This is a genomic window from Bradyrhizobium sp. 21 (assembly GCF_023073335.1).
In the GTDB taxonomy this organism is placed as follows: Bacteria; Pseudomonadota; Alphaproteobacteria; order Rhizobiales; family Xanthobacteraceae; genus Bradyrhizobium.
Genome location: NZ_JADPJG010000032.1, coordinates 46,144 through 61,546 on the forward strand (window position 1 = coordinate 46,144; position 15,403 = coordinate 61,546).

Consider the following 15,403-nt stretch of genomic DNA (forward strand, 5'->3'; position numbering starts at 1 on the left):
CCCCTCAATGCCGCACCTGCTCCAGCGCGTCGGCGATCATCGTCGGCGACAGCGGCACCTGGCGGAATTTCAAGGCGCCGAACGGGCGGAGTGCGTCCTCGACGCCGGACGCCACCACCGCACCCACCGCAATGCAGCCGGCTTCGCCGACGCCCTTGACGCCCAAGGGGTTGAGCGGAGACGGCGTTTCCAGGTGCAGAATCGAGACATCCGGAATCTCGGTGGCATACGGCACCAGGAAATCCATCAGGCTGGCGTTGGCGAGGTTGCCGTCGGCCTGGTAGTCGAGACGTTCGTACAGCGCACCGCCGATACCTTGGGCGATGCCGCCCATCACCTGGCCCTCAACCAGCATCGGGTTGATCATGTTGCCGCAGTCGTGGATGCAGACGTATTTCCTGATCTTGACGGTGCACAGTCCCGGATCCACCTCGACGATCGCGGCGTGGACGCCGTAGGCCCAGGTCGATTGCGACGGGCTGTAATAGTCGGTCGCTTCCAGTCCCGGCACCTCGCCTTCGGCCAGCGGCGGGCCGTCGTGCTTGCTGGACGGCGCGAATTGCGTCGCCGCTTGCGCCGCCTTGTTGAAGGCGTAGCGCAAGGGATTGCTGGCGGTGGCGATCGCGGCCAGCGGCACGAAGCGGTTGGAGCCTTTCACCCAAGCGGCGGAGTCGCGCAGCTCGATTGACTCGACGTCGATGTCGAGCATGTTGGCAGCGGCCTGCAGCACCTTATTGCGCACGGTGATCGCGGTCTTGTGGATCGCGTTGCCGCTGACGACTGCGGCGCGGCTGGCGAACGTCGCTACGCCCCAGTCGAACGCCTTGGTGTCGCCCTCGACCACGATGACGTCCTGCGGCGAGACGCCGAGTTGATCGGCGACGATCTGTGCGAACACGGTGTCGTGCCCCTGCCCCTGCGTGCTGAGGCCGGTGTTGACGTAGACCTTGCCGGTGATGGGATGGATCTTCACGTGGCCACCTTCGTAGGGGCCAAGCCCGGTGCCTTCGACGTAGCAGGCGAGGCCCAAGCCCAGATAGCGGCCTTCGGACAGCGCCTTTGCCTGCACGGTCGCGAAATCTTCGGCACCGAGTTCGGTCGCGGCCATCGCCAGCGCCCTGGCGTATTGGCCGCTGTCGAGTGTCACCTTCAATCCGTCGGCGAACAAGAGGCCCTCGCGCGCGTAGGGAAACTGGTGGTCGGCGATCAGGTTGCGGCGGCGAATTTCAAAACGGTCGAGCCCGAGTTCCTGCGCAAGTTGATCCATCGCTCGCTCGAGCGCAAAGCAGGCCTGTGGCCTGCCGCAGCCGCGATAGGGCGTCACCTGCACCGTCGGGGTATAGACCGCCTTGAACTCCACGAAGATGTTGGGAATTCGATAAGGACCGGCGATCGAGGTGGAGGCAACTTGCGCCACCGCGATGCCGTAGGGAATGAAGGCGCCGGTGTCGTGCAGAAAGAAATCGCGCAGGCCGATCACTTCCCCCGACTTCAGCGCCGCCAATTCGATGGTGTGGATCTGGGTGCGCTCCTGCGAGGAGCCGATAAAATTCTCGCGGCGGTCCTCGATGTATTTGACGGGGCGGCCGAGCTGCATCGCCGCCATCGGCACCAGCAACTCATCGGGATAGAACAGCAGCACCTTCTGGCCAAAACCGCCGCCGACGTCGGGCGCGATGACGCGGACCTTGTCCTCGTCGATCCCGAACACCGAAGCCAGCCCGCCGCGCACCGAGATCGGCGCCTGCGTTCCGTCCCACATCGTCAACTCACCGGTGACCGCCTCCCATCGCGCGGCAACCGCGCGGCATTCCATCGGTGCCGCGGTCGAGCGATCGACCTGCACGGTGATTTTGGTGACGTGCTCGGCCGCGGCAAAGGCGCCGTCAGGATCGCCGCTGGTCTGGACGAAGTGCGCGGCGAGATTGTTCGGAACGGTAGCGTGCACCAGCGGCGCGCCGTCGGACAGCGCTTTCGCCATATCCATCTCGACCGGCAGCGGGGTGTAGTCGACCTCTATCAGCGCGGTCGCGTCTTCCGCGACGTAGCGGTCCACCGCCACCACCATCGCCACGGTCTGCCCGACATAATGCACGTCGCCGCGCGCCAGCGGACGCTGGGTCTGCGGGTTGGTCATCGACGGATGCGGGATCAGCAGCGGCATCTCGATGTCGAGCGCGCCGATGTCGTCGCTCGTGTAAACCGCGACCACGCCGGGGTTCGCTTTCGCAGCCTTGGTATCGATCGAATTGATTCGCGCCCGCGCATGCGGGCTGCGCAGGAAGGCGACATGCAGCGCATCCGGCAGCGGAATATCGTCGACAAAGGCGCCCTCGCCGCGCAGCAGCTTCGGATCGACATTGCGCTCGATACGCGCGCCAAACGTCCGTGTCGACATCCAACCGCCCCCTTATTTGCGCATGATCCGGTCGGAAAGTCGGCACCCACTTTTCCGGATCATGCCGTTCGCCCGAGCAGTTCGGCGGCGCGGCGCACCGCGGCGATGATGTTGAGATAGCCGGTGCAGCGGCAGAGATTGCCGGACAATAATTCCCTGATGCCGTCGTCGGAGAGATCGAGCGGCTCTTTCTCCTCGAAGCGGCCGAGGATGTTCATCACCATGCCCGGCGTGCAGTAACCGCATTGCAGGCCGTGGCACTCCTTGAAGGCCTGTTGCACCGGATGCAGCGTGCCGTCTGCGCTCGCAACGGATTCGATGGTGCGGATCTGGTAGCCGTTGGCCTGCACCGCCAATGTCAGGCAGGAGCGGCCGGGCTTGCCGTCGATCAGGACGGTGCAACATCCGCACACGCCATGCTCGCAGCCGACATGGGTTCCGGTCAGGCCGAGCTCGTGGCGCAGGAAATCCGACAGCAGCATCCGCAGGCTGACAATGCGGCGAACGACCTCGCCGTTGACGGTCAATTCCACTTCGGTCTGCGCATCGGCGGAGCGAACGGGCGTGGTTCCTTTCATCATGCGCGTCATGACGCGACCTCCGCCATTTGCGCGCGCTGAGCGGCCTTGGCAACCATCCGGCGGATCAGCGTGCCGAGCGCACGGCGGCGATAGCTTGCGGATACGTTGATATCGTCCGGCTGGGTCACGGCGGCCATCGAAGCCGCGACCGCGGCATCCAGATCGGAGGTGCCGAGCGCCGTCCCGTTCAGGACCGTCTCAGCCTCCTTGAGCCGGACCGGCCGGTCGGCGATGCCACAGGCGGCGAGCCGCACGCCCGACGCACGGCTGCTTTCATCAAGCGAGAGCACGCAGCCGACGCCGACCACGGCGTAATCGCCGTGCCGTCGCGTCACCTCGTCGAACGCCCAGCCCGCCATCGGCGGCAGCAACGGAAAGCGCGCCTCGACCACGATCTCGTCGTGGCTGCGCGCCGTGGTCAGGAACGACTGGAAGAATTTTTCTGCTGCGATCTCGCGCGATCCCGAAAGCCCCTGCACGATCACGGAGCCGCCGAGCAGCACCAACAGCAGCGGCATTTCGGCCGAGGGATCGGCATGGCAGAGGCTGCCGACGACGGTGCCGCGGTTACGGATCGGGATATGGGCGACGTGCTGCATGACCTCCGCGATCAACGGATTGACCCGCCGCACGTCCGCGTCGAGCTCGAACTCACGATGGCGAACCATCGCCTTGACGACGATAGCCTCGGCGCCGACCACGATGCTGCGCAGGCCGTCGATGTGCTGGATGTCCACCAGCAGGGAGGGATTGGCGGCGCGAAAGTTCATCGCCGGCAACAGCGTCTGCCCGCCGGCGAGCACCGCGGCGTCGGGGTCGCCGGCGAGCAGGCTGATCGCTTCGTCAAGGGTTGTTGGCGCCTGGTAGCCAAAGATGGAGGGCTTCATCAGGTCATTGACCTCGCATGTTCTGCGACCGCGGTCATGAACAGCGCGACCAGCGCGTCGGGATCGGAGAGCTGCGGCGCATGATCGCTGTCGAGACCGTAGACGGCGCGGCAGGGCGACATCGCCTGCATCTTCCGCTGCAGCGGCAGATGCACCGAGCGGTCCTCGCGCGCCTCGATATAGACCCGCGGCACGGCGCCGAAGCGTTCGCCCGATAGCTTGAGGTGCGAGCGGCGGCCGCCTTCGGGCTGCGGCGTCAGGCGGCGCGCGGCGGCCTCGGCCTGCACGCGGTCGGCCTTGTGGTAAAACACCTCGACGGCGGCGGCCGGATCGATGCTCGACAACAGCCCGGCCGCGTCGTAGGTGACCCGCTTGTGCGCGCCGACCATCCATGGCTCGAGGTGCCGTTCGTAGAATTGCAGCACCGACATGCCGTCCGGCAGCAGGAACGCGGCGAGGAAGATCGCAAGTGCGATCCGCTCGGGGCGCAATTCGCAGGCCTGCGCCGCCGCGGTGCCGCCCATGCTGTGGCCGACCATGACGATCGGACCTTGGGTGGCGTCGACAATGCTTGCGACATGGGCGGCGTAGCGTTCGAGATTGACTTCGGAAGGCGTCATCGGGTTGTGGCCATTGCCCGGCAAATCGACGGCGATCGCGTCGTGGCCGAGTGCCTTCAGGCGCGGAACGATGGTCTCCCAGGCCCAGGCGCCCTGCCAGGCGCCGTGGATCAGGATGAAGGTGAAGCGGGGCGAGGCGGCATCGAGCATGGCGGTTATTTGTAGGTCCGCTTATACATCGCCCGCATGTGGTCCTCGACCGTGATGGGCGGGTATTTCGGCGCCTCGCCCGGCGGCACGCAGGTTGGGATGCATTCGACGTTGTGCGCATAATTGCCGGTGTAGAAGAACGGTACCGAATAGCGCTCGCGGCCGGAGGCGTTGACAACGCGATGCAGCGTCGAGCGGTACTTGTCGTTGGTCCAGCGCGCGATCATGTCGCCGAGGTTGACGACAAAGGTGCCGGGGACGGGGTCGGCGTGGATCCAGCCGTCCGAACCCTGATCCCAGACCTGCAGCCCCCCGACGTCGCCCTGGCGCAGCAACGTCAACCCGCCGAAATCAGTGTGGGCGCCGGCGCCCTTCTGATCGGGATTGCCGCCTGCCGGTTGCGGCGGATAGTGCAGCAGCCGCACGGTCGCCATCGCATCGGTGCAATAGCCGGCGAAATAGGCCTCCGGCAGATCCAGCGACAGCGCGATGCCGCCCATCATCCGCGCCGACAGATCCAGCATGACCTCGAGAAAGGCCTGCATCACCGGCTTGAAGTTCGGCCGCGCTGCCGGCCACTGGTTGGCGCCGTGGTTGAACATGCCGGCGATCACCCTGGGATCGTCGGCTGTGTGCTCGGGGCCGATATAATATCCCTCCTTCAGGTCGGGCGGCGCACCGGGCTCCAGCGTCTGGCCCTGCAGCGGTTCGTAGCCGCGATTGGCCTTGGAACGGGATTTATCGACCTCGGCCTTCTGCGACGGCGGCAGATCGAAGAAGGCGGCGGCTTCTGCAAAGACGTCGGCGACGAGGGCTTCATCGACGCCATGATTTGAGATGTAGAAGAAACCGTTGTGCAGGCAGGCCGCGCGCAGGTTGCGCGCAACCTGCTTGCGATCGGACAGGTTCGGCGAAGACAGCCCGCCGATATCGATCACCGGCAGGCTGGCCTTTGATACCCGTGCCGCTTCGAGCATTGTCGTCCTCCGTATCCCGGCCGACCTCTCCCCGTAAGTTCTTTCTGAGGGAGCAGATCGCCAGAACTAGGTTACGCGGACGGCGCCGGCATGGACGCCCGAATATTCGGCAAAACGCGAGGTCTTCTGGCGAAAAATCAGTCAGGCTGAGGCTGGGCGAGCTCGCGCATCTTGTCGGCATCGACCAGCCGTCCGTGACTGATGACGGCGGCGGGCGGGGTGTGAAAGCGCAGCGCCTCGCCGACACTGGGTTGATCGAGCACGACAAGATTGGCCGCGCAGCCCGCCTTCAGGCCGTAGTTCCGGAGATTGATGGCCTCGGCCGCGCGCGTGGTGATCATCTCGTAAAGCGTGGCGATCTCCTTCTCCCTGGTCATCCACAGCAAATGCGAGGCGAGGAACGCGACTTCCGGCATGTTGTTGCGGCCGAAAGGATAGTACGCATCCGAGATGTCGTCCTGGCCGAGACAGACATTGACGTTTCCAGCCAAGAGCTCCCGCACCCGCGCATGCAGCGGGCCGGTGTGGGGATCACTGACGACGCTGATGCGCGCCTGCCGCAACAGCTGCATCAATTCGTCGAGATAGTCTTCGGGATAGAGCGCCATCGCCCGGCAATGATGCGCCAACGCCCGCCCCTGATATCCACGCGCGAGGGCTTCGCGGGCCATCGCTTCCAGCGTCTTCATGTTGGGATCGCCGACATCATCCAGCAGCATCGAGACGTCGGTGTCGAATTCGGCGGCAAGATCGAAGCAGAATTTGATGTGGGCTCCGGCGTCGGCGGCATTTGCCTCGATCCAGGGAATGCCGCCGACGACGTCGGCCCCAATCGCCATCGCTTCCCGCATCAGCGCGTCCGTTCCCGGCTCGCGAATGAGGCCGTCCTGCGCGAAGGCCACGACCTGGAGATCGACGATGCCGCGGAATTCCTCGCGAACGGCGATCAGCGCCTTGACGCCCTCGAGTCGCGCCTTGGTGTCGACATCGGCGAAGCCGCGGATGTGGAGGTTGCCGTGCAGCGCCGCCAGCGCCATCGCACGCCGTGCGTTTGGAATGATCCAGGACGCATCATAGCTGGCCTTGACCGCGGCCGCGAGATCGATCGCCTTGGCCGCCTCGCTCATGCCCTTGGCATGGTAGGCCTCGATGGCCGCTTCCGACATCATTGGCAAAGTCCAGACCTTGCAGAGGTGCAAATGCGCGTTGACATAGGCTGGCGTGACGAGATTTCCGCGCGCATCCACCGTGACGCGGGCATCGATTTCGATCCTGGGTCCGATCTCGGTGATGATTCCGCCCGAAATCGCGATATCCGAAAACACGTCGCCACCGCCCGGCATTCGGGCATTCTTGACCAACAGGTCGGCCACTTCAGACGTCACCGCTGATGTTCTCCTCGCCCGGCATCGTGCCTACAACGGTCCTGATGTCTGCAAAGCGCATGCCGCGGCGCGTCTCAGGGGGAAGGGAACGGTTTGCCCGTCTCTCTCCGCAATCCCGGACATGTTTTCGGGAGCTTGCCCAAGGGGAGCGTTTAGGCCACCTGCTCTTGCGGTTGCTCTTCTTCGCCGTGCTGCCGAAGCAGATCGAGCAGACGCTTGCGCATGATCATTCCAGGGCGATCGGATGGCATATGCATCTCGATCTTGCGGCCCATATCGACGATGGCATCCGGGCTCGTGGATTCGAGCATGTCGCGATCTTCGGCAATGATCGCGGCGTCCCAGTCGATCAACTCCTGCGTCGAGCAGTCAGCTTCGGTATCGTTGCGGAACAGCAGCTGAACGACCTGGATCTGACCGTCCGAGATCGGCGTCGCGCAGTTGAAGATGATGTGACGGATGCCGGACGGATACTCCATGTCGAGGCGCCGGCAGAAGGGCATGAACCATTTGTTGCGCTGATGCCGCCGGGTCGTCGGCTCGGTCGTGCCGGTGATCCTGCTGGCCCCTGGCGGATTGCGGATGGTGATGATCGTCTCGGCGTCAAAGCCTGAATCCGTCTCGACGATTTCGTACTTCTCCGGCTTCGGCTGATTTATGTCGCCAAAGGTACCTTTGTGAACGAAGGCGAAGTGAGCATTGTCGAAGGAATTCTCCATCAGCCGCAGCGCGGCCGTATTCCACTTGTCGTAGAACTGGTTGATCCGGCGATAGCCGGGCATACCGTCCTCGGGAATGTCGGGGATTTCGCTCAAGGGCTCATCGAGTGCCACCCAGACATAGCCGTAGCGGGCCTTGGCACGGAATGAGCGCGCCTTCGCTTCGGGAACCGGTTGCTCGAACGGAAATTGCGGGATCATCACCAGCTTGCCGTCGCGGTCATATTCCCAGCCGTGATAGCCGCAGACGATGTTGCCGTTGTTGCACCAGCCCTTCGACAGTTTTGCCGTGCGATGGCAGCAGCGGTCTTCCAGCGCGGCGGGCTCGCCCTTGGCATCGAGGAACAGAACGATCGGCTCGCCGAGCAGCGTGAACGGCTTTGGCCCGTCCTTGAGATGATCGATCGGCATCAGTGCATACCAGAACCGGCGCAATACGGGCTGCTTCGTGTTCAACATGATCGTCCTCCGCGAGTCTAGGCGGCCAGGCGCGTGACGACACGCGCGGCATCGGTTTTGAGCTTTTGCAGATCGAGCCCCGGAATGGCGCCGTCCTCGACGACGATCCGGCCGCCGATCAGGAGATAGCGCAGTTTGGCCGAGCCGCCGCAGGTCACCGGCGCAATCAGGGGATCGTGCATGCCGAAATGCCTGACCTCATCGAGCTTGAAAATGGCGATGTCTGCTTGTTGGCCGGGCGCCAGCGTGCCGACATGGGGCATGCCCAGCACACGGGCTCCACCGGCGGTCGCCCAGTGCACGACGTCCTCGGCGGTCACCGCACCCGCCCCCTTCACCGCGCGATGGGTGTGCCAGGCGCTGTGCATTTCGCAGAGCATGTCGGCCGCTTCATTGGAGGCCGCGCCGTCAACGCCGAGCGAGACGGCGCCGCCAAGGCGCGCCATCGCGTCGGCGGGCGCGATGCCGGAGCCGAGGCGGCAATTGGACTGCGGGCAATGCGCCATGCCCGTACCGGTGCTCGCGAGAATGCGTACCTCCTCCTCGTCGAGATGCACCAGATGCGCGAACCACACGTCCTCGCCGAGCCAGTCGTGATCGGCAAGCCAATGCACCGGGCGTTTGCCGTGCACCGACAGGCAGAAATCGACATAGTCGGCGGTTTCCGACAAATGGCTGTGCAGCCGCACCCCCATTCGCCGCGCCGCGGCGATCACTTCGCGCAGCTCACCGGGATCGAGCGACCAGGTAGGCGTAGTCGGCGCCAGCGCAACCCGCGACAGCGCGCTCGGCGAAGGATCGTGGAAGCGCTGCGCGCAGGCCTCCACCGACTGCAGCATGCGATCGAGCGTCTCGACCGGCATCGCGGCAAACCTGTCGGTGTCGACATGGCGCGCCTGAGTGCCGCCGCCGCGGCAAAATACCAGGCGAATGCCGAGACTGCGCGCGACCTCGAAGATCACATGTGCCGGGTCGAACCCGAAACTGTCGCTGAAGAGATAGTGGTGGTCTGCAACCGTCGTCGTTCCCGACAGCAGAAGCTCGGTCAGTCCGATCCGGGCCGCGACAGCCAGCGCCTCCTCGTCAAATTTCGACCAGAACCGATAAGGCACCGCGCGCAGCCAGCCGGCCAGCGGCAGATCGATGCCGGACCGCACGCCCTTCAATACGCTCTGGAACAGATGATGGTGGGTCGAGACCAGGCCGGGATAGACCACGCCACCCCTGGCATCGAGCCGTTCTTCGCCCGGCTCCGGCTTGAGCGCGCCGATTTCGACGATCACGCCGTCACGGATGCGGATTTGGCCGGCGGCGCGCATGGCGGCGCCCGGCAGGCCGGTAAAGATGCCGGCGGCATTGTCGATCAACATGGCGGTCATGCCTCGGCCCTGGTTTCGCTATCGTGCCAATTCGACAGAGCCAGTTGCGACAGCGCAACCATGACCCCGAACAATACGACCCCGGTCAGCGTGATCAGGAACAGCGCTGCAAACATGCGGGGAATATCAAGAGAGAATCCCGCATCGAGGATTTCGTAGGCGAGCCCCGACGAACGGCCGCCAGTGCCCGCCACAAACTCCGCGACAACCGCGCCGATCAACGCAAGGCCGCTCGATATCCGCAGACCGCCGAAGAAATAGGGCAGCGCGCCGGGAATGCGCAGCTTGACCAACGTCTTGAAACGGCTGGCGCGATTCATCCGGAAGAAGTTCGCAAGTCCGGGGTCGACGCTGCGCAGGCCAAGCGTCGTATTGGAGATGATGGGAAACAGCGCCACCATCGTTGCGCAGATGGTCAGGGATAGCTGGGTGTTTTTCACCAGGATGATGATGAGAGGTGCAATCGCGACGACGGGTGTCACCTGCAGGAGCACCGCGTAGGGAAAGAGGCCGACCTCGATCGCCCGGCTCTGCACGAACATGAAGGCGATCAGCGTGCCGAGAATGACGGCGGCCACGAAAGCCTGCAAGGTCACGCGCAAGGTCACCAGCAGCGCGCGGAAGAGCGAGGGACCATGCTGCAGGAAGCTCGTGAAAATGTCGGACGGCTTCGGAAACAGATAGACCGGAACGGACGTCAGCCGAAAGCCGATCTCCCACACGGCGAACAGGACAACACCAACCGCAACCGGGGCTGCAATCCGCACGAAGACCTCGGACTCGAACAGCGGCTTCACGATCCGTCTCCCATGGCTGACTGAATGGATGCCTCAGCAAGCCAGGTCGACAATTCGCGGCAATAGGCTGCGAATTTCGGGCTATCGCGGAATCCCTGATCGCGTGGCTGCGGATGATCGATGGTCATCGTGCGGAAGATGCGACCGGGGTTCGCGGCCATGACAATGATCCGGGTCGAGAGGAACACAGCTTCGTAGATCGAGTGGGTGACGAAGACCGTGGTCAGCTTACGCTCCCACGACAGATTGACGAGATCATCGTCCAGCTTGTTCCGGGTGAATTCGTCGAGTGCGCCGAACGGCTCGTCCATCAACAGAAGGTTGGGGCTCGTGACCAGGGCACGCGCGATCGAGACGCGCATCTTCATTCCGCCGGACAGCTGCCTTGGAAAATGCCGATTGAACGCGGACAGGCCCACACGCGCAATCGCATCCGCGACTTTCGGATCCGCCGTCCCCCGTGGCATGTTGGCGAACTCGAGCGGCAAGCGGACATTGGCCTCGACCCGAGCCCATGGCATCAAGGTCGGTTCCTGGAATACGAAAGCGAGGCGCCTTCCCTCCCGTCCCACTTGCGCGAAGTCGCCGCGCCACCACAACAGCCGGCCGTCGGACGGCTCGATGAGGTTGGCGATCAGCTTGAGCAAGGTGCTCTTGCCGCAGCCGGACGGACCGATCAGGGTCAGGAACTCACCGTCTGCGACGGAAAGATCAATCGGCGCCAGTCCGCGCGCGCCGTTGGCAAAGACCTTCTCGGCGGACAGAACTTCAACGGCCGGTGGCTGGCCGCAACCCGGCGTCATTTGCCTTGCTTTCTCGCCGAGCGGTTCAACGGGCAGCAGCGCCGTCATGTCGGCTCCCCTAGTTCACGCCGATCTTCAGGTCCTTGACGAAACGATCGTCGAAGCTCTTGTGCCAGTCCACCTTCGGGTCGAGCATCCCGCCCGTGACCAGAAAATCGTAGATCTTCTGGTAGCGGTCGGCAGTGATGATCCCCACTCCGAGCGTTGCCGCATCCCCACGGTCGATTGCCTTCATTTCCTTCATTTTCTCGAGCGCAAAGGCGAGCTGCCCATCTGTCATCTTGCCGTTATCGGCCTTGATCAGGGCATTTGCCGGCGCCGGATTCTTCATGTAGTCGCGCCAGCCTTCGAGCGATGCCTTGACGAAGCGCGCCACGACGTCGGATTTTTCAGCGATCATCTTCTCGGTCGTGACGATGGTCGAACCGTAAGGCGGGTAGCCGCCGTCGGCGAGCAGGAAGAATTTGGCCTTCTCGTTCTGCTGCTCGGCTTGATACGGCTCGGACGACGGATAGGCCTGCTGCGCCACGGTTTTGTCGGCGAAGAAGGGCTGCAGGTTGAAAGTGTAGGGTCGGATCTGCTCGTCGGTATAGCCATATTTGGCACGCAGCCAGGGCCAGAACGTCGTACGCGACGATCCCGCAATCAGGATCGGCCGGCCCTTCAGCGCGGCGAGATCAGCCACGTCGTCATGGGTCATGATCCCCTGCAGGTCGAACTGAAACGACGAGGCGACCGTCACCAGAGGCAGATTCTGCTCACGGCCTTTGAGAACCTGGATATCGTAGCCCATCATGAAATCGGCGTCGCCGCCCAACAGGAGCTGCGAACCGTTCACCTGCGGGCCGCCCATCTTGATCGTGACGTCGAGGCCAGCCTTGTCGTACAGCCCGGTCGCCTTGGCCTGGTAGAATCCGCCATGCTCGGCCTGCGCGAACCAGCTTGTGAGGAATGTCACCTTCTCGGCAGCCCGCGCCGGCGCCAGTGACGCGGACAAGGCGACGCCTGCGACCAGACCGGCTGCAACAGTTCGGGACAGATTTTTCATGGTCATGCGGGGTGCACTCCTGGATCGCGCCGGCGATGGCCGGCGGGCACTGTGCTGGGAGACGTGACAGCCTTGAAGATGCATGGGCAGACTGTCACCTCAAAGCATTTTAATTCGCGCAATCTGTTGCCTTTCGAGCAACGCCACTTTCATGGGCAAGCGGCGTCGGCCTGAGGACTGGCCAACCGTATCAGGTCAGCCGCCTGGCATGTCTCCATCCATCAAACCAAGCCGATCGTGGTTTGGTGTAGGAAAGGAATCCAGGATTTGCGTGTTTCGTTGCCTCCGCGGCAATGCCGGCTTCATGGGCAACCGGCTGCCGAAGATACGCGCAGAGCAGCAAACAGGACGGCCCTGCGCGCCAGTGACCAAGTAGCCACCGACGTAGAGTTCGCCAGAACTTCGCGGTGACGCCGCTTCGCAAGACGGGGCTAGAACCGGCTCATGTCCCGCCGCAGCCTCGCAAGAAAGCGGCTGCGCTTGTCTGCCGTCGCGACGTTCATGTGATAGAGCGCGTAATAGCGCACGCGCGCCTTGCCGCCCGTGAACCACGGCAGATAGCGCTTGATGATCTTGCGCGGCGGATCGGCCATGCCAATCGCCTGCCAACGCGGCCGACCATAGGTCGCAATACCCGTGATGCGTTCGATGTGCTGCAGCATCGGCCGGGCATGGCCGGGATCGGACAGATCGAGCGCGATGCCCGGGCCGAACATGCGATCGAACCAGCCCTTGAGCATCGCCGGCGGCCCGAACGACCAGGTGGGAAACTGCACGATCAGCGCATTGGCCGCCATCAGGCGCGCGACATGGGCCTCGTTGTTGCGTCGGTTACGCCCCGGGTCGTGGTAGTCGCTGCGGCGCTGCGCAGTCAGGATGGGATCGAACCCCTCCGCATAGAGATCGAGCAGATCGACGGTATGGCCGGCCTCGGCAAGTCCGGCGAGCGCCTCGTTGCGAATGGCCGCGTGGAAGCTGTCGGCGAGCGGATGGCAATACACGTAGAGCACGCGCATCGCTCATAACCTCGCGCTGACAAAGCTCCGCATCTTGCCGGGATTGAGCAGGCCGAACGGATCGACCTCGTGCTTGAAGCCGAGTTGATCCGCATCGGCGCGCTTGTAGCGGCTACCGTCCTCGACGGTGAAGACGTGCGGGTTGGCAATGAAGACACCGCGCTCCTCATGCAGCCGTATGATCTCGTTCAGGCGATCTGAATCGGTGTAACGGATCACCGGCAGGCTACTGCAGGTGACGCGGCCACCAAAGCGAATGAACTCGAGGTGCTGCAAAACCTCGTCTCCAAACAGCTCCCGCATCTCGACGACCTTTTCCAGGACACGGTCATGCGGGTAGAGGCATTGCAGGTAGGTCACGGAGCGATCGGTCTTCAGCACCTGCAGCGTGGTGTGGTTCCAGCAATATTCGTAGAGCGGGACCCGGCTCAGGCTGTCATCGGTCGGCATCTCGAGCGTGATATTGCCGCGGCGACCGAGCAGTGACTTGAAACTTTCGAGAGAGGGCTCGGCGATCATCGCCATCAACACGCTCTTCCCATCCGGACAATACGGTTTCAGCGCGCCGAAATAGGACGGTAGTGGCCAGGTGACCGGTGCGAGAACCTTTTTCACGATCCCGTCGGCCAGGGCAGCCTCGTAGCCGAAAGCCGCCGCCTCGACAAAATCGTCAAACACCACCACGACGTCGATCCATTTCCACGCTGGCGCGAGCGGCATCTCCAACGCAGTGATGATGCCGGTCGTGCCATAGGCGCGATTGACCTTCTGCGCCGCGTCGCCGCGCAATTCGATGACACGCGGCTCCTCTTCAAGGGTGACGATGCGCGCAGCCAGAATGTTGCCCGGTTCCCGCAAGCCGCCATAGGCGACGGAACCAATCCCCCCCGATCCGCCCGCGACAAAGCCGCCGATCGTGGCCGTGCGCTTCGTCGATGGATGCATCCGCAGCTCCCGCCCCTGGGCCTGCGCAGCGGCATCGATCGCATTCATCTTGGCCCCCGCGCCGACACGGACGACGCCTGGCTTGATCCATTCGATGCTGTCGAGCCCGGAGATATCGAGCAGAACACCGCCCTGGAGTGGCACGGCCTGCCCGTAATTTCCGGTGCCGCCGCCACGCACGGTCATCGGCACCCGATGGCGTGCGCAAAGAGACGCTGCTCGAACCACGTCATCTTCGTTGCGCGGCAACACGATCAGGTCGGCCGACTTCCCGTCGAGCTGTGCATTCAGGATCGGACTGTACCAGAAGAAGTCGCGCGAGCGCCGGCGCACGACCTTTTCTTCGGTCACGACAGGAATGTCGCCGAGATCGGCGACAAGCCGGTCGAGAGCGTTGGACGCGAGATCGTTCACGATCGGTCACCCCTGAATGCACGCTGCGCGAGCTCAGCCGCGAGCGCCTCGGATCTGACGACGAAGCCAAAGCACTGGTTAACGTTGTAGATGGTCGCGGCCATGCAGTAGTCGGGCGAGGTCGTGGCGGCGCAGTCCTCCAGCAGTACGCAGTCGTAGCCGCGGAAATTCGCGTCCTGCAGCGTGCAGAGCACGCACTGATCGGCATTTACGCCTGCGAACATCAGCGTGGTCGCGCCGAGATTGCGAAGAATACTGTCGAGCTCAGTATCCTGAAAACCCGACATCCGGTACTTGGCAACATGGATGTCGGTCGTCTCGACCGGAAGCTCGTCGACAATGGCCGCCGACCAACTGCCCCGCTCCAGCACTTTCGCGCCCGAGCCCGGCAGCGCGTCGCCGAGGCCAATACCGACGCCGCTCGGATTGTACACATGCAGCAATGACGGACTGAGATTGAGCCGGTCCGGCCGGTTGCCCCAGTTGACCCAGATGACCGGCACCGAAGAGCCGCGCAGCAAGGGCAGCAACCGCCGCAACGGCGCGATCGGGCGACGCGCCGGCGCGACGTCGACGCCGATGTGCGCCAGCCAACCCTCGGGGTGGCAGAAATCGTTCTGCATATCGACAATCACCACCGCAGTGCGCGCAAGGTCGAACGTGATCAGCTTGCCCTGCGCTTGGACCGTCATCGGCCGCGGCGGGACCGGCTGACGCACCAGATCGGCCCGCCCTTCGGAAACCATCCAGCTGTTCGAGCCGCTTGACCCGAGCGGTAGCAGACCTTCGTCGCTCACGGCAGGATCGGGTGATACCGCGTCCATC

At 63.8% G+C, this 15,403-nt stretch carries 14 protein-coding genes; all 14 read right to left on the reverse strand.

Translation table 11 applies throughout. The annotated features are described in order from the left end of the window. Positions 1 to 4: 4 nt before the first annotated feature. The 14 genes from cutA to IVB31_RS25655 all read right to left on the reverse strand — a co-directional run bounded on the left by cutA (position 5) and on the right by IVB31_RS25655 (position 15,402). Positions 5 to 2,398 carry an aerobic carbon-monoxide dehydrogenase large subunit gene (gene cutA, locus IVB31_RS25590; RefSeq protein WP_247329335.1) on the reverse strand — a complete coding sequence of 798 codons (2,394 nt, stop codon included), beginning with the start codon at positions 2,396 to 2,398 and terminating at the stop codon, positions 5 to 7. A gap of 59 nt (positions 2,399 to 2,457) precedes the next feature. Further along, positions 2,458 to 2,988 carry a (2Fe-2S)-binding protein gene (locus IVB31_RS25595; protein ID WP_247329339.1) on the reverse strand — a complete coding sequence of 177 codons (531 nt, stop codon included), beginning with the start codon at positions 2,986 to 2,988 and terminating at the stop codon, positions 2,458 to 2,460. Beyond that, positions 2,985 to 3,866, reverse strand: coding sequence for an FAD binding domain-containing protein (locus tag IVB31_RS25600; protein ID WP_247329343.1), 882 nt, complete (start codon positions 3,864 to 3,866; stop codon positions 2,985 to 2,987). Before IVB31_RS25600 ends, IVB31_RS25595 begins: the two co-directional genes overlap by 4 nt. After that, complete coding sequence (locus IVB31_RS25605; protein WP_247329346.1) at positions 3,866 to 4,636, reverse strand: alpha/beta fold hydrolase; 771 nt, start codon at positions 4,634 to 4,636, stop codon at positions 3,866 to 3,868. The genes IVB31_RS25600 and IVB31_RS25605 overlap by 1 nt, the downstream gene beginning before the upstream one ends. A gap of 5 nt (positions 4,637 to 4,641) precedes the next feature. Continuing rightward, entirely contained in the window at positions 4,642 to 5,613 is a 972-nt protein-coding gene (locus IVB31_RS25610; protein WP_247329349.1) for a 2-oxoglutarate and iron-dependent oxygenase domain-containing protein, read from the reverse strand. Between the two features lie 137 nt (positions 5,614 to 5,750). Continuing rightward, complete coding sequence (locus IVB31_RS25615) at positions 5,751 to 6,998, reverse strand: amidohydrolase family protein (protein ID WP_247329351.1); 1,248 nt, start codon at positions 6,996 to 6,998, stop codon at positions 5,751 to 5,753. A gap of 152 nt (positions 6,999 to 7,150) precedes the next feature. Next, entirely contained in the window at positions 7,151 to 8,176 is a 1,026-nt protein-coding gene (locus IVB31_RS25620) for an aromatic ring-hydroxylating dioxygenase subunit alpha (protein ID WP_247329353.1), read from the reverse strand. A gap of 17 nt (positions 8,177 to 8,193) precedes the next feature. After that, positions 8,194 to 9,555, reverse strand: a complete 1,362-nt coding sequence (locus IVB31_RS25625; RefSeq protein ID WP_247329355.1) for an amidohydrolase family protein — start codon at positions 9,553 to 9,555, stop codon at positions 8,194 to 8,196. Next, positions 9,552 to 10,352, reverse strand: coding sequence for an ABC transporter permease (locus IVB31_RS25630; RefSeq protein ID WP_247329357.1), 801 nt, complete (start codon positions 10,350 to 10,352; stop codon positions 9,552 to 9,554). Before IVB31_RS25630 ends, IVB31_RS25625 begins: the two co-directional genes overlap by 4 nt. Next, a complete protein-coding gene (locus tag IVB31_RS25635; RefSeq protein ID WP_247329359.1) occupies positions 10,349 to 11,203 on the reverse strand; it encodes an ABC transporter ATP-binding protein in 855 nt (284 codons plus the stop codon). The genes IVB31_RS25630 and IVB31_RS25635 overlap by 4 nt, the downstream gene beginning before the upstream one ends. A 10-nt stretch (positions 11,204 to 11,213) precedes the next feature. After that, positions 11,214 to 12,209, reverse strand: coding sequence for an ABC transporter substrate-binding protein (locus IVB31_RS25640; protein WP_247329362.1), 996 nt, complete (start codon positions 12,207 to 12,209; stop codon positions 11,214 to 11,216). Between the two features lie 425 nt (positions 12,210 to 12,634). Next, on the reverse strand, positions 12,635 to 13,219 hold the full coding sequence (locus IVB31_RS25645; protein WP_247329364.1) for an NAD(P)H-dependent oxidoreductase: 585 nt from the start codon (positions 13,217 to 13,219) through the stop codon (positions 12,635 to 12,637). Positions 13,220 to 13,222: 3 nt separating this feature from the next. Next, a complete protein-coding gene (locus IVB31_RS25650; RefSeq protein ID WP_247329366.1) occupies positions 13,223 to 14,578 on the reverse strand; it encodes an FAD-binding oxidoreductase in 1,356 nt (451 codons plus the stop codon). Next, complete coding sequence (locus tag IVB31_RS25655; protein WP_247329369.1) at positions 14,575 to 15,402, reverse strand: cysteine hydrolase family protein; 828 nt, start codon at positions 15,400 to 15,402, stop codon at positions 14,575 to 14,577. Before IVB31_RS25655 ends, IVB31_RS25650 begins: the two co-directional genes overlap by 4 nt. Position 15,403 lies beyond the last annotated feature (1 nt).

Coding starts and splice junctions, on each gene's coding strand:
- IVB31_RS25600 (WP_247329343.1), bottom strand. CDS start 3,866: ATGAAGCCCTCCATCTTTGGCTACCAGGCGCCAACAACCCTTGACGAA.
- cutA (WP_247329335.1), bottom strand. CDS start 2,398: ATGTCGACACGGACGTTTGGCGCGCGTATCGAGCGCAATGTCGATCCG.
- IVB31_RS25605 (WP_247329346.1), bottom strand. CDS start 4,636: ATGCTCGATGCCGCCTCGCCCCGCTTCACCTTCATCCTGATCCACGGC.
- IVB31_RS25620 (WP_247329353.1), bottom strand. CDS start 8,176: ATGTTGAACACGAAGCAGCCCGTATTGCGCCGGTTCTGGTATGCACTG.
- IVB31_RS25610 (WP_247329349.1), bottom strand. CDS start 5,613: ATGCTCGAAGCGGCACGGGTATCAAAGGCCAGCCTGCCGGTGATCGAT.
- IVB31_RS25595 (WP_247329339.1), bottom strand. CDS start 2,988: ATGACGCGCATGATGAAAGGAACCACGCCCGTTCGCTCCGCCGATGCG.
- IVB31_RS25635 (WP_247329359.1), bottom strand. CDS start 11,203: ATGACGGCGCTGCTGCCCGTTGAACCGCTCGGCGAGAAAGCAAGGCAA.
- IVB31_RS25655 (WP_247329369.1), bottom strand. CDS start 15,402: ATGGACGCGGTATCACCCGATCCTGCCGTGAGCGACGAAGGTCTGCTA.
- IVB31_RS25645 (WP_247329364.1), bottom strand. CDS start 13,219: ATGCGCGTGCTCTACGTGTATTGCCATCCGCTCGCCGACAGCTTCCAC.
- IVB31_RS25625 (WP_247329355.1), bottom strand. CDS start 9,555: ATGACCGCCATGTTGATCGACAATGCCGCCGGCATCTTTACCGGCCTG.
- IVB31_RS25640 (WP_247329362.1), bottom strand. CDS start 12,209: ATGACCATGAAAAATCTGTCCCGAACTGTTGCAGCCGGTCTGGTCGCA.